Source organism: Chitinophaga filiformis (assembly GCF_900102545.1).
GTDB lineage: Bacteria > Bacteroidota > Bacteroidia > Chitinophagales > Chitinophagaceae > Chitinophaga > Chitinophaga filiformis.
Genome location: NZ_FNBN01000006.1, coordinates 191,179 through 204,438, shown reverse-complemented (window position 1 = coordinate 204,438; position 13,260 = coordinate 191,179). Strand labels below are relative to the sequence as shown.

General features: G+C 43.9%; 9 protein-coding genes. 5 read left to right on the top strand and 4 right to left on the bottom strand.

The window, feature by feature from the left end:
* Positions 1-25: 25 nt before the first annotated feature.
* Complete coding sequence (locus tag BLR32_RS23085) at positions 26-535, bottom strand: peroxiredoxin family protein (protein ID WP_089835227.1); 510 nt, start codon at positions 533-535, stop codon at positions 26-28.
* 364 nt (positions 536-899) lie between these two features.
* Here BLR32_RS23085 and efp point away from each other — a divergent pair, with 364 nt between their 5' ends.
* From efp to accC, 3 genes are all read left to right on the top strand, one after another.
* Positions 900-1,466: an elongation factor P gene (gene efp / locus BLR32_RS23080; RefSeq protein ID WP_089835226.1), complete on the top strand. Its 567-nt coding sequence runs from the start codon at positions 900-902 to the stop codon at positions 1,464-1,466.
* Positions 1,467-1,520: 54 nt separating this feature from the next.
* On the top strand, positions 1,521-2,000 hold the full coding sequence (gene accB / locus BLR32_RS23075; protein ID WP_089835225.1) for an acetyl-CoA carboxylase biotin carboxyl carrier protein: 480 nt from the start codon (positions 1,521-1,523) through the stop codon (positions 1,998-2,000).
* Positions 2,001-2,110: 110 nt separating this feature from the next.
* Entirely contained in the window at positions 2,111-3,448 is a 1,338-nt protein-coding gene (accC, locus tag BLR32_RS23070) for an acetyl-CoA carboxylase biotin carboxylase subunit (protein WP_089835224.1), read from the top strand.
* A 77-nt stretch (positions 3,449-3,525) separates the two neighbouring features.
* Here the strand turns inward: accC and BLR32_RS23065 are convergent, their stop codons facing one another.
* Entirely contained in the window at positions 3,526-4,347 is an 822-nt protein-coding gene (locus BLR32_RS23065) for a hypothetical protein (RefSeq protein ID WP_089835223.1), read from the bottom strand.
* Between the two features lie 181 nt (positions 4,348-4,528).
* Positions 4,529-6,727, bottom strand: coding sequence for a glutamine synthetase III family protein (locus tag BLR32_RS23060; RefSeq protein ID WP_089835222.1), 2,199 nt, complete (start codon positions 6,725-6,727; stop codon positions 4,529-4,531).
* 363 nt (positions 6,728-7,090) lie between these two features.
* Between BLR32_RS23060 and purL the strand changes: the two genes are divergently transcribed.
* Positions 7,091-9,346: a phosphoribosylformylglycinamidine synthase subunit PurL gene (purL, locus tag BLR32_RS23055; RefSeq protein ID WP_089835221.1), complete on the top strand. Its 2,256-nt coding sequence runs from the start codon at positions 7,091-7,093 to the stop codon at positions 9,344-9,346.
* Positions 9,347-10,132: 786 nt separating this feature from the next.
* Here purL and BLR32_RS23050 read toward each other — a convergent pair.
* Positions 10,133-11,380 (bottom strand): aminotransferase class I/II-fold pyridoxal phosphate-dependent enzyme, encoded by a 1,248-nt coding sequence (locus BLR32_RS23050; RefSeq protein ID WP_089835220.1) that lies wholly within the window; start codon positions 11,378-11,380, stop codon positions 10,133-10,135.
* Positions 11,381-11,544: 164 nt separating this feature from the next.
* Between BLR32_RS23050 and pafA the strand changes: the two genes are divergently transcribed.
* Entirely contained in the window at positions 11,545-13,191 is a 1,647-nt protein-coding gene (gene pafA / locus BLR32_RS23045; RefSeq protein WP_245705504.1) for an alkaline phosphatase PafA, read from the top strand.
* The last annotated feature ends 69 nt before the right edge of the window (positions 13,192-13,260 follow it).

Here is a 13,260-nt window from a genome sequence, read left to right as displayed (position 1 = left end):
TAGCCACTGAAACAGGCCCGCATTGCTAATTCAGATATTCCTGCAGCTGTTCCAGTTTCACAGTGCCCTCAAAGCCTTTCACGAACTGCTGCTTTTTGTCATAAATGAACAGCCCGGGGAAATAATGAAGGTTATAGAAATACATGATCTGGCGAGTCGGCTCACTGGCCATTATAATATTGGGGTAGTTTTTGATGTTATAATTATTATAGTACACCTTCATCTGTTCCGGTTGAAAAGGTGTGACCATAAGGATCTGTGTCTTTTTAAATTTATTGATGTTTTTCAGCACCTCTTCCGTCAGGTGTTTACAGTGATCGCAATCTACGCTAAAAACAAAGACAATTGTCTTGACGTTCTTTTTCAGGTCATTTTTGGTAATAATATGCCCGTCAGGCAAAGTAAGGGGGAATGATGGCACTATCGGATACTGAAGATAAGGAGGCTGATCCTTCGGCACAGACACTGTCCTGGTTTGAGCTTGTAAAATAAATGGCAGGCAGCAACAACATAAAAGGAGCAGATAACGTCTCATAAGTCTGAATTTTGAACGCTTGATTTTTGTACGGTATTAAAGGTATCGAATTTTGTAATAGTCTATAAATCTCAGCAAAGAGTATTCAAACCTTTATTTTGAACGGTTTTTTTACTTAAAAAAGGACTATTCCGGGGCGTTGGAAGGTAAGTATAGACATACTTGCCATTTTTTTATAAAAAAATTACTAGATTACCCTTCCTTACACTATGTTTGCATTCCTAAAAAAAATAATAGATAAGAATAGGGTCTCTATATAACACTAAAACAAATTAGGAAGCAATCAGTTCCATGAGGGATTTTGCCAGAATGAATTACTTTTGCAGTCCTAATGTATTTTTAAACTAAAATTAAGTATCCTTTTATGGCTACCACTGCAGATATCAGAACAGGATTGATTATTAAGCTGGAGAACAGCTTATATTCTGTTGTAGAGTTTGGTCAGAACAAAACGGCCCGTGCTGCTGCTAAAGTATGGGCTAAACTGAAAGGTGTTGACAATAGCAGGTCTATTGAACATACCTGGAACTCCGGCGACACTATATACCCTGTGCGTGTTGAAAAGAAAACCTACCAGTTTTTATATCAGGATGACAGTGGATACAATTTCATGGATAATGAGACCTTTGAGCAGATCGCACTACCTGAGTCAATGATCGATGCTCCTCAGTTCCTGAAAGAAGGCCAGGAAGTAGCTGTTTCCATCAATACAGAGACAGAACAACCTATGAGCGTTGAGTTGCCTGACAAGATCGTGATGAAAGTTACTTACTCCGAACCAGGTCTGAAAGGCGATACCGCAACCCGTACATTGAAACCTGCCACCGTTGAAACCGGTGCCACTGTGAACGTTCCCCTGTTTGTGAATGAGGGTGATGTGATCAGGGTAAACGCCAAAACCGGTGAGTACATCGAAAGAGTAAAAGATTAGTTTTAGTCCATATATTATCTACTTACAAGCATTTCTAAACCAAAAACTGTCTACATGGATTTTAAACAGATTCAGGAGCTGGTCAAGATGGTCAATAAGTCCAACATCAGTGAACTGAGCATAGAGCAGGACAAGTTTAAGATTACAATAAAGCAAAAAGATAACGAACCACCGGTGTATACTGTTCCAGCAGTAGCTCCTGTGTATCAACCAGCACCTCAGGCGGCTCCAGTAGCTCAGGCTCCACAGGCAGCACCTACGGCGGAAGCTAAACCAGCTGAAGCTAAAGCAGACAACCTGGTAACCATCAAATCTCCGATGATCGGTACCTTCTACCGCAGCCCTGGTCCTGACAAGCCTTCTTTTGTGAATGTAGGCGATGAGGTAGCTCCTGGTAAAGTAGTTTGTATCATTGAAGCGATGAAACTCTTCAATGAGATCGAAAGTGAAGTAAGCGGTAAAATCGTAAAAGTGTTGGTAGACGACGCTTCCCCAGTGGAATACGATCAGCCTTTGTTTTTGGTAGAACCATAATTCTTTATTTAAAAGGTTGGAATATTATGAGTAGGAAAGGATGCTTGCCTGCCTCATAGTTTTCCAACCTTTTAGGTTTATTACTCTTTTCTTTAACCTATTGAAAAAACATGTTTAAGAAAATATTGATTGCCAACCGTGGAGAGATAGCCTTGCGTATTATTCGCACCTGTAAAGAAATGGGCATCAAAACGGTAGCTGTTTATTCTACTGCAGATAAAGACAGCCTGCATGTGAAGTTCGCAGATGAAGCCGTATGTATAGGTAAACCACAGAGCAGCGAATCCTATTTAAATATACCTCACCTGATGGCTGCAGCAGAGATCACTAATGCTGACGCTATTCACCCTGGTTATGGCTTCCTGGCAGAGAATGCACGTTTTGCAGAGATCTGCGGCGAACACGGTATTAAATTCATCGGGCCCACTCCGGAAATGATCCGTAAAATGGGTGATAAGATGACCGCAAAAGAAACCATGATCGCTGCCGGTGTACCGGTTATTCCAGGTTCTGACGGTCTTCTGCAGAGCCTTGATGAAGCTAAGAAACTGGCGAAACAAATGGGCCTTCCGATTATCCTGAAAGCTACCGCTGGTGGTGGTGGTAAAGGGATGCGTGTAGTGTGGAAAGACGAGGAACTGGAGAATGCCTACAACATGGCTAAAAATGAGGCCCGCGCTGCTTTCAATAATGATGGTATCTACATGGAGAAATTCGTGGAAGAGCCCCGTCACATTGAAATCCAGGTAGCTGGTGACCAATATGGTAAAGTGTGCCACCTGAGTGAGCGTGATTGCTCTATTCAGCGTCGTCACCAGAAACTGGTGGAAGAATCTCCTTCTCCGTTCATGACTCCTGAGCTCCGTGAGAAGATGGGTGAAGCCGCTATCAAAGCTGCTTCCGCTATCAATTACGAAAGCGTAGGTACCATTGAGTTCCTGGTAGACAAACACCGTAACTTCTACTTCATGGAAATGAACACCCGTATCCAGGTAGAACATGGTGTTACTGAAGAGGTGATCAATTTTGACCTGATCAAGGAACAGATCAAGATCGCTGCCGGTATTCCTATTTCCGGTAAGAACTATACTCCGGAAATGCACGTAATCGAATGCCGTATCAACGCGGAAGATCCTTACAATGATTTCCGTCCGTCTCCAGGTAAGATCACTACTCTGCACATTCCGGGTGGTCACGGTGTACGTGTGGATTCCCACATCTATGCTGGTTACGTTATTCCTCCGTATTATGACTCTATGGTGGCTAAACTGATCACCATTGCGCAGACACGTGAAGAAGCGATCAATACCATGGAACGTGCACTGAGCGAGTTTGTAATCGAAGGTGTGAAAACTACGATTCCTTTCCATCAGCAGCTGATGCGCGATGAGAACTTCCGTAAGGGGAACTTTACGACCAAATTCACAGAAACATTCAAACTGGTTTAATCTATCAGTGCGATATAAAGAAAGCCGGCCTGTCTCAGACAGGCCGGCTTTTCTGTTTTAAGCAGTCCGTCAAGCCTCTATTTGCATTTATAAGTAATGTCCAGGTCAGAAAATACTACATCCAAAAAGTAAGTATGTCTGCCTGTTTTGCTATCGGGTCTGAATTTCAGCGGAAGACCGTATTTATTGTAAGTGACGGCTGCCATGGGATTATTTTCGCTATAGTCCCTGTTGAGGAATTGCCATACTTTATTAGTACGGAGATAGTTTACCTTGTTGTCATGAGACCCGATGTAAGTTGTATCGGCGTTCCCTGAAGAAGGATTAACAGTGACTTTTTTCACGAGGTTCTGCTGTGAGTCATAAATATAAACTTTAACGTACCAGGGCCGGCCGTCATCAAAATTCGCAGTTTCTTTAATGATACGGCCTTTATAGTCATATTCGAAATGGGTGATAGTTATGAATCCGACACCTACAGGATGAGGAAGAGGATTGTTTCCGATGAGTCCTATGTTGTAGACACTATCCATATAAATCCGGTTCTGGCTATCATATTTAAACCTGTGCCACTCCCAGAACAGATCGCCGTATATTTCGCTTGTGTTATAATGGGTAATCTGGTCTGTGAGCCTGTTTTTAGTATCATACCGGTAACTTTCATTTTCATTACCGGTTGCTACGTTTGAGCGTAGGCGCAGTATTGGGTTTCCCGCCGCGTTATATTCAATTGTATTCGTGTGTGTTTGTTGAAGAACATCATCATAGCCTTCCAGTTTTTGTATCTGGCATAACGGGGCCCCGCAATCGGGCTTAATGTCGTGTTTGCCGCAGGCTGAAAGCAGGAGGGTAACAGCAGCAGCTGTTAACGCATGAATAGGATTGAGATTTAAGTGCATGAAGTGGCATTTTAGGGGTAAATAAATCGTGTCTTTAAAAAAAGAGAGATCGCAGACTGCTTAATACAGAATAGGAGGGGTATTGGGTTAAGAGTACATTGAATATAAGCAATACTTATAAAAGCACAAAGCCCCGGGTAAATACCCGGGGCTAATCATACACCAAAACAATCTTACGGTTTTATCGCAAGAAAAGCAGCTCTCTGTACTTAGGCAGTGCCCATTGTTTGTCATCTACAAGGAACTCCAGCTTATCCGCATGGTAACGGATAACATCAAAGTACGGCTTAATTTTATCACAATAATCTATAGCTTTCTGGCGGCTGTCAGTAACTTTATTAGCTACTTTACGCGCTTCAATCATAGCCTGTACATTCTCACTGATGACGTTAATATGTTCAGCTATTTTTGCAGCGATCTGGGTCTGCGCTTTAACGGCGCCATCACCAAGACCTATGCCTTTCAGACCATTAATGTTGGTAATCAGACTGTTCAGATAGTTAATGGCTGAAGGAAGGATCGTGTTTGTAGCCAGATCTCCGATTACACGGGCTTCGATCTGAACTTTCTTCACGTAGTCTTCGAGCAGGATTTCATGACGGGCATGTAATTCTTTCTCGTTGTAAATACCTACCTCAGTGAACAGTTTAGTTGCTTTTTCGGTAACGTATGCATCCAGCGCCTTAGGAGTGGTTTTTACGTTAGCAAGACCTCTCTTTTCAGCCTCTTTTTCCCATTCTTCACTATAACCGTCACCTTCAAACAAAACTTTTTCCGAATCTACAATATATTTCCGAAGAGTTTGCATAATCGCAATCTCTTTTTTCTCGCCTTTTTCGATCAGGGCGTCAACTTCTACCTTGAAGGTAGCCAGTGTTTTAGCTACGATAGTATTCAATACAGTCATAGCGGAAGCGCAGTTTGCAGAAGAACCAACGGCACGGAACTCAAATTTATTACCGGTGAAGGCAAAAGGTGAGGTACGGTTACGGTCGGTATTATCCAGCAGCAGCTCAGGAATATGACGGTGCAGATCCAGTTTCAGAATGGCTTCGTCCTGCTCATCGAACTTGTTGTTCACACGGTTCTTAACTTCCTGCAGTACATCATACAGGTATTTACCAGAGAAAACAGAGATGATAGCCGGAGGCGCTTCGTTGGCACCCAGACGGAAGTCATTGCTTGGAGATGCGATAGAAGCTCTCAGCAGGTCTGCGTAGTCGTGAACAGCTTTGATCGTGTTAACGAAGAAAGTCAGGAACATCAGGTTGGTCTTCGGAGTTTTACCCGGAGCCAGCAGGTTCACACCGGTATCTGTAGCCATGCTCCAGTTGTTGTGTTTACCTGAACCATTGATACCTGCAAATGGTTTCTCATGCAGTAATACTCTCAGCTTATGACGTTTTGCCACTTTGGTCATTACGTCCATCAGCAGGGAGTTGTGGTCAACTGCGATGTTTACTTCTTCAAAGATAGGAGCGCACTCGAACTGAGAAGGAGCCACCTCGTTGTGACGGGTTCTTAAAGGAATACCCAGTTTGTAAGACTCTTCTTCGAAATCGCGCATGAAAGCGTATGCACGCTCAGGGATTGAACCGAAGTAGTGGTCTTCCAGCTGCTGACCTTTGGATGGAGCGTGACCAACTACGGTACGACCACACATTACCAGGTCAGGACGGGCGTTAGCCAGACTTTCGTCTACCAGGAAGTATTCCTGTTCCCATCCCAGAGTAGCTGTAACTTTGGTTACATTTTTATCGAAATAGTTACATACGTCTACTGCAGCTTTATCCATTGCAGAAAGAGCTTTCAGCAGCGGAGCTTTGTAGTCCAGTGATTCACCGGTGTAAGCAACAAATATAGTAGGAATGCAAAGTGTTTTACCGTGACCCTGCTCCAGGATAAAAGGAGGAGAAGATGGGTCCCATGCAGTATAACCACGAGCTTCGAAAGTAGCGCGCAGACCACCGTTAGGGAAGCTGGAAGCATCAGGCTCCTGCTGTACCAGCGCATCGCCGTCAAAGGTTTCGAGGGCAGAGCCATCGCCTTTCAGTGTAAAGAAAGAATCATGTTTTTCAGCTGTAGTGCCGGTTAAAGGCTGGAACCAGTGGGTATAGTGGGTAACGCCTTTTTTCATTGCCCATTGTTTCAGACCAGAAGCGATCTGCTCGGACATTTTACGGTCGATCTTAGTGCCAGATTTGATGGAGTTCATTAAGCTCTTATAAGCCTCATCACTCAGATTCTCGCGTACTACTTTTCCTGCGAATACATTGCTGCCGAACACTTCGGTGATCTTGGTACCGTTAAGTTGTTCGGGCTTGATTTTTAAATCAACACCAGAAAGGTTTTCCAGTGCGGTGAAGCGTAACGATTGCATGCTGTAAATAATTTTACACAAAAGAACAGTGTTGTGGTAACATAAGCAAGAATTAAGTTGGTTTTAACTAAAAAATTACATTTAGTAGATAAAAAGCTTAAATTTTTTAATTTTTCAATAAAAAATGAACAGTCAATCCTGTTTAAACTGATATATTTAAAAAAATATAATTCGTTAAAACTGCTTAGATATTACACTGGCCCGGTTATAGAAAGGATAATAATTATAATATGAGTGCACAAGTAGCCGTAAATTGTTTTACCTGCAACGACCTGTAATTGCCAATATCCTTTGTCAATTGCAGGAAAAACCTGTAGGTTTGCATCTTCTTTTTTTATCTATCGTACTTATACATCCAGTTACATGCAAACTAACGTAGAAACTACAGATAAGTTTTCCCAAACTTCTGTTGAAACTGCCGAGCAGCTTGGTCTTACAGCAGACGAATTTGAGCGCATAAAGGGCATCCTGGGCCGCACGCCTAATTTCACAGAATTAAGTATGTACTCTGTAATGTGGAGTGAGCATTGCAGTTACAAGAACTCAATTGTCTGGTTGAAATCACTGCCCCGCGAAGGTGAGCGCCTGCTGGTAAAGGCTGGTGAAGAAAATGCCGGTCTGGTTGACATCGGCGATGGTTACGCCTGTGTGTTCAAGATAGAATCACACAACCACCCTTCTGCTATTGAACCCTTCCAGGGTGCGGCTACAGGGGTAGGAGGGATCCACCGTGATATTTTCACTATGGGTGCGCGTCCTATCGCAGCGCTGAACTCTCTGCGTTTTGGGAATATCAACGATAAAAAAACACAACATCTTATTAAGGGTATCGTTCATGGTATCGGTCATTACGGTAACTGTTTCGGTGTGCCTACCGTGGGTGGTGAAGCATACTTCGAAGATTGTTACGGTACTAACCCATTGGTGAACGCAATGAGTGTCGGTGTCGTGAAAGTGGGCCAGACAGTGTCTGCTACTTCCTATGGCGCCGGTAACCCTGTTTTCATAGTAGGTTCCGCTACCGGTAAAGATGGTATCGGTGGAGCCTCTTTCGCAAGCGCCAACCTTACTGAAGACAGCGTGGAAGATCTGCCTTCCGTTCAGGTAGGAGATCCTTTTCAGGAAAAGAAACTGCTGGAAGCATGTCTGGAAATCATTCCGACAGGCGCCCTGGTAGGTATGCAGGATATGGGGGCTGCCGGTATCACCTGCTCTACCGCAGAAATGAGTGCAAAAGGTGAACACGGTATGATTATCTACCTGGATAAAGTACCTACCCGTCAGGACAATATGAAAGCCTGGGAAATGCTGCTCAGCGAAAGCCAGGAAAGAATGCTGATCGTAGTGCACAAAGGCAAGGAAGCAGAAGTGCTGAGAATATTTGAGAAATGGGACCTGCACTGCGTACAAATCGGTGAAGTAACCACTGATAAACAACTGAAGTTCTATCTGAACGGTCACCTGGAAGCTGATGTTCCTGCTGAAAGCCTGGTGCTGGGTGGAGGCGCTCCTCAATATCACCGCGCTTATACAGAACCAACTTACTTCGAGAAGATCAAAGCTTTCGATATTCACAAAATACCCGATACCCTGCATCCGCGTTTTGCTGCAGAAAGACTGGTAAAACTGCCTAACATCGCCTCTAAACGCTGGATCTATAACCAGTACGACAGCATGGTAGGTACTGCCAATGCCAGCACCAATGCGCCAAGCGATGCATCTATTGTTACTGTAAAAGGTACTAAAAAGGCCCTTGCGGTGACCACAGACTGTAACAGCCGTTACGTATATGCAGATCCGCATGTAGGTGGCCAGATCGCTGTAGCAGAAGCAGCACGTAATATAGTATGTAGCGGTGGCGAGCCTGTTGCTATTACCAACTGTCTGAACTTCGGTAATCCTTATGATCCTGAAGTATACTATCAGTTCGTACATGCGATCAAGGGAATGGGTGAAGCCTGCCGTAAATTCAATACACCCGTTACCGGTGGTAACGTGAGTTTCTATAACCAGTCACCTGACGGTCCGGTATATCCTACCCCGACTATTGGCATGCTGGGTATACTGGATGATATGTCTGAGCGTATCACCCTCAACTTTAAGAAAGAAGGCGACCTGGTTTACATGTTGGGCCGCAGCCGTAACGATATCAGCAGCTCCGAATACCTGCACAAACTGATCGGCATTGAGCATAGCCCGGCGCCTCACTTCCACCTGGAAGAAGAGCAGCGTCTCCATCACACTATCGCTAAGCTGAATAAAGCAGGTATCATACAGTCAGCGCACGACGTAAGTGAAGGTGGTCTCTTTATCTCCCTGCTGGAAAGCGCAATGGCTTCCGGATTAGGCTTCGAAATCCACACTAATCATAATTTCCGTAAGGATGCCTTCCTGTTTGGTGAGAGCCAGAGCCGTGCGGTAGTAACCATCAGTCCTGAAAATAAGGAGAAATTTGACGCTATTTTACATAGTGTGATCGATGCAACCGAACATTCTGTGAAGGTTGAAAAGATCGGCGTAGTGAAAGGCGAAAATATAGTGGTTGATGATGAGGATTGGGGTACAGTTGCAAGCTGGAAACAACCTTATGACGTAGCTATAGAGTCTCATTTACAGTAAATAGCGATACTTAAAAAAGTAAGAGGTGCAACGTATATCCCACATGGGTGTTATGTTGCACCTCTTGTCATTTTATAGTTGTTCGTCATACACTTATAAGAATCCACAAATTGGGTAATCCCCGCCAGTAAAGGGTTTGAATAGTTAGGACTGTTTATTGTATTGTTAATTCCTTTTAACAACTCATTAACAAAATCCCATCTTCGTGTGAATTTATATCACCCGGCTTAAACTACTTTTGATGAAGAGAAATGCGAATACACCGGGCCTGATAACAAGGGCCAAGTCCAATAATATTTATCCCATGGAATCAAATTGATTCCTGTTCTATGAAAGCCAATGCCAATTATTTATCCCCGGAATTAAAAGAATTCCGGTCCTATGAAAGCCAGAAATCAGAACAATTATTATCCCTGGAACCGAATGGCTCCAGACCTATGAAACCTAGTTTATTTATCCCAGGAATCTTATGATTCCTAATTCTATGAAGACCAATTGTTCTGCCATGTCCTAATGAAAGCTAAGTGAAAACTTACACCTAGTGAGAAAGAACGATTTGTTGTGAAGCCCCTCGTATAAACGAGGGGTTTTTTTTGTCTCAGTTCCAATTCAAACGCAAAAGTTATGCCAGTTAGTATAGGCATTCCCGTAATTTTTTTGCTAGCTTTTAGCTAACCGCCTCTTATTCAATATTGTTGCTGTCTCTCATTCATGTTTCAGGTAAAAAAGAAAGCCCGGACCACATGATCCGGGCTTCTTCTTATACGCTAAAGATACGTGTGCCTGTTATACCATCGGTATTTCAGCTACTTCATATACTTTCTTATCCAGTTTCTCTTTTGTTTCGCTGAATGCTTTCAGTGTCAGCTCAATATCTTCGTCGGTATGGGCTGCTGTCGGGATCAGACGGTAGATGATCTGTCCTTTAGGGATAACAGGATATACCACGATAGAACAGAAGATATTGTAGTTCTCACGCAGGTCCAGACACATAGCTGTTGCTTCAGGAATATCTCCCTGCAGGTAGATCGGCGTTACAGGTGAATTGGTTCTGCCGATATTGAAACCACGGTCACGAAGTCCTTTCTGCAGTTTGTTCACATTCTCCCACAGTTTGTTCTTCAGATCTGTGTTTTTGCGCATCAGTTCAACGCGTTTCAGATGTCCGATTACCAACGGTAATGGAATTGACTTTGCGAAGATCTGAGAACGCATATTATAACGCAGGTAGTTGATGATAGCTTTATCACCGCTCATGAAAGCGCCGATAGAAGCACCTGATTTTGCGAAGGTATTGAACAGCAGGTCGATCTTATCCTGAACGCCCTGTTCTTCACCGGTACCAGCACCGGTTTTACCCATGGTACCAAATCCGTGTGCATCATCTACCATGAAACGGAATTCATATTTCTCTTTCAGAGCAGCAATTTCTTTCAGTTTACCCTGATCGCCAGCCATACCAAACACGCCTTCAGTGATCACCAGGATACCGCCGGTACCGCCATTAGCCTTGATCAGTTCTTCTGCACGTTTCAGCTGTTTTTCGCAGTCTTCAATGTCGTTGTGTTTGAAAACATAACGGTGACCCTGGTGCAGGCGCAGACCATCAATGATACTTGCATGGCACTCAGCATCATATACAATCACATCACGACGGCTGCAGATAGCATCGATCGCACTCATAATGCCCTGGTATCCATAGTTCAGAAGGGTTGTATCTTCCTTACCCATGAAGTCGGATAATTCTTTTTCCAGCTTTTCGTGAAAGTTGGTATTTCCACTCATCATACGGGCTCCCATTGGAGCGGCAAGACCATACTCCGCTGCTGCTTTCGCATCAGTAGCGCGTACCTCAGGATGGTTGGCAAGGCCCAGGTAATTGTTCAGGCTCCAGACAATTTTCTCATTACCCCTGAATTTCATACGGGGACCAATCTCACCTTCCAACTTGGGGAAAGCAAAGTAGCCATGGGCTCTGTCAGAGTGTTCGCCTATAGGGCCCATGTGCTTAAGCAGTTTCTCAAAAATATCCATATGTTAAATAATAATTAAGAGTGATCATTGAAAACCCGCACAAAGGTATTAAAATATTAGTTTTTGTAAACTTGGGTTACCTTTGAAAATGTGAATAATAAATAATGTATTTAAAAATCATGAATTGTAAGTTCTTGTCGTGTGTGTTCATAACGGCTGCCCTTTTGGTTACACAATCTACTGACGCTCAGAAAGCTACCTCTCCCAAACCTGGTTACACTACTGCATGGAGCAAACCCGCTGCCTCTAAAAAAATTACCCGCCCCAGGCTGGTGGTCGGCATCGTGGTAGATCAGATGCGCTGGGACTATCTCTATCGTTATGCTAACCGCTATACAGATGGTGGTTTTAAGCGGTTACTGAAAGATGGTTTCTCCTGCGAAAATACGTTAATTAACTATACTCCCACTATTACTGCCTGCGGTCATACCTGTGTATACACCGGATCCGTGCCCGCCATACACGGTATAGTAGGCAATGACTGGTACAACAGGGACCTGAACAGGGATATGTATTGCGCGGAAGATTCTACCGTGAATACAGTAGGAAGCTCTTCCAATGCCGGTAAAATGAGTCCCCGTAACATGGATGTGACCACTATTGGCGATGAATTACGCCTGGCCACCAATTTCCGGAGTAAAGTGGTAGGTATCGCTATCAAAGACCGTGGAGCTATCCTCCCTGCAGGTCACAGCGCCACCGCCGCCTATTGGTATGATGGCAGCACCGGCAACTGGGTGACCAGCACTTACTATATGAATCAGCTGCCTGAATGGGCGGTGGATTTTAACAGTATGAAATGGCCGGCACGTTATCTCAGTCATCCATGGTCGACTTTATATCCGATTGAGACTTACGAGTTGAGCACTGCCGACAATAAGCCATATGAAGGTCCTTTCAAACCAGGTAATGCACCTGTGTTCCCATATGCGCTGGGTGGTGAAACCGGTATGCCGTTTAAGGCTATTTCTTCTACGCCTTTTGGTAATACAATGACGCTGGAATTTGCCAAGAAAGCACTGGAAGCTTACCAACTGGGTAAAGGAGATGTGACTGACATGCTGGCTATCAGCCTGTCATCCACTGACTATGTAGGCCATCAGTTTGGCCCTAACTCTGTTGAGATAGAAGATACTTACCTGCGCCTGGACAAAGACCTGGCTACTTTCTTCCAGTACCTGGATGCAGCGGTCGGTAAAGGACAATATCTGTTCTTTATCACTGCCGATCATGGCGTTGCACACGTTCCCGGTTTTATGCAGGAAAACAAATTACCTGGTGGTGTCTGGAGCGAAGGAAAAATAGTAAGTGATCTGAATAAACTGGTAAAAGAGCAGGTGGGTGTGGATAAAGCAATCTCCGGTGCCAGCAACTACCAGTTATACCTGAATAATGAAGCGATTGCAAAAGCAGGGAAGTCTTCAAAAGATGTACGTGAGTTTATCATCAATGCCTTACTGAAAGATCCTGCCATCAGCAATGCTTTTCCATTGCAGGAGTTGATGACAACTACTCTGGCAGAACCTATGCGTACAATGATGAACAACGGTTTTAACAGGAAACGCAGTGGTGATATCCAGATAGTACTTAAACCGGGATTCATTGACGGTGGAAAAACAGGTACTACTCACGGTCTGTGGTATGCTTACGATGCGCATATACCGCTGGTATGGATGGGCTGGGGTATCAATCCAGGTAAAAGCAACCGTACCGTAGGTATGACAGATATTTCTCCTACTATCGCTGCATTGTTACGTATTCAGATGCCGAGCGGTAACGTCGGACATGTAATTGAAGAAATAACACGATAAACACATCATTTTAGAAAGCCGGCGATTTCAGATCTCAGAATTCAACAAGTTCTTGTTATATTCATTCTG

Excerpts from the sequence above, each read along its gene's own strand:
- BLR32_RS23050 (WP_089835220.1), bottom strand. The coding sequence starts at position 11,380 with ATGGATATTTTTGAGAAACTGCTTAAGCACATGGGCCCTATAGGCGAA.
- BLR32_RS23065 (WP_089835223.1), bottom strand. The coding sequence starts at position 4,347 with ATGCACTTAAATCTCAATCCTATTCATGCGTTAACAGCTGCTGCTGTT.
- accB (WP_089835225.1), top strand. The coding sequence starts at position 1,521 with ATGGATTTTAAACAGATTCAGGAGCTGGTCAAGATGGTCAATAAGTCC.
- accC (WP_089835224.1), top strand. The coding sequence starts at position 2,111 with ATGTTTAAGAAAATATTGATTGCCAACCGTGGAGAGATAGCCTTGCGT.
- efp (WP_089835226.1), top strand. The coding sequence starts at position 900 with ATGGCTACCACTGCAGATATCAGAACAGGATTGATTATTAAGCTGGAG.
- BLR32_RS23060 (WP_089835222.1), bottom strand. The coding sequence starts at position 6,727 with ATGCAATCGTTACGCTTCACCGCACTGGAAAACCTTTCTGGTGTTGAT.
- purL (WP_089835221.1), top strand. The coding sequence starts at position 7,091 with ATGCAAACTAACGTAGAAACTACAGATAAGTTTTCCCAAACTTCTGTT.
- BLR32_RS23085 (WP_089835227.1), bottom strand. The coding sequence starts at position 535 with ATGAGACGTTATCTGCTCCTTTTATGTTGTTGCTGCCTGCCATTTATT.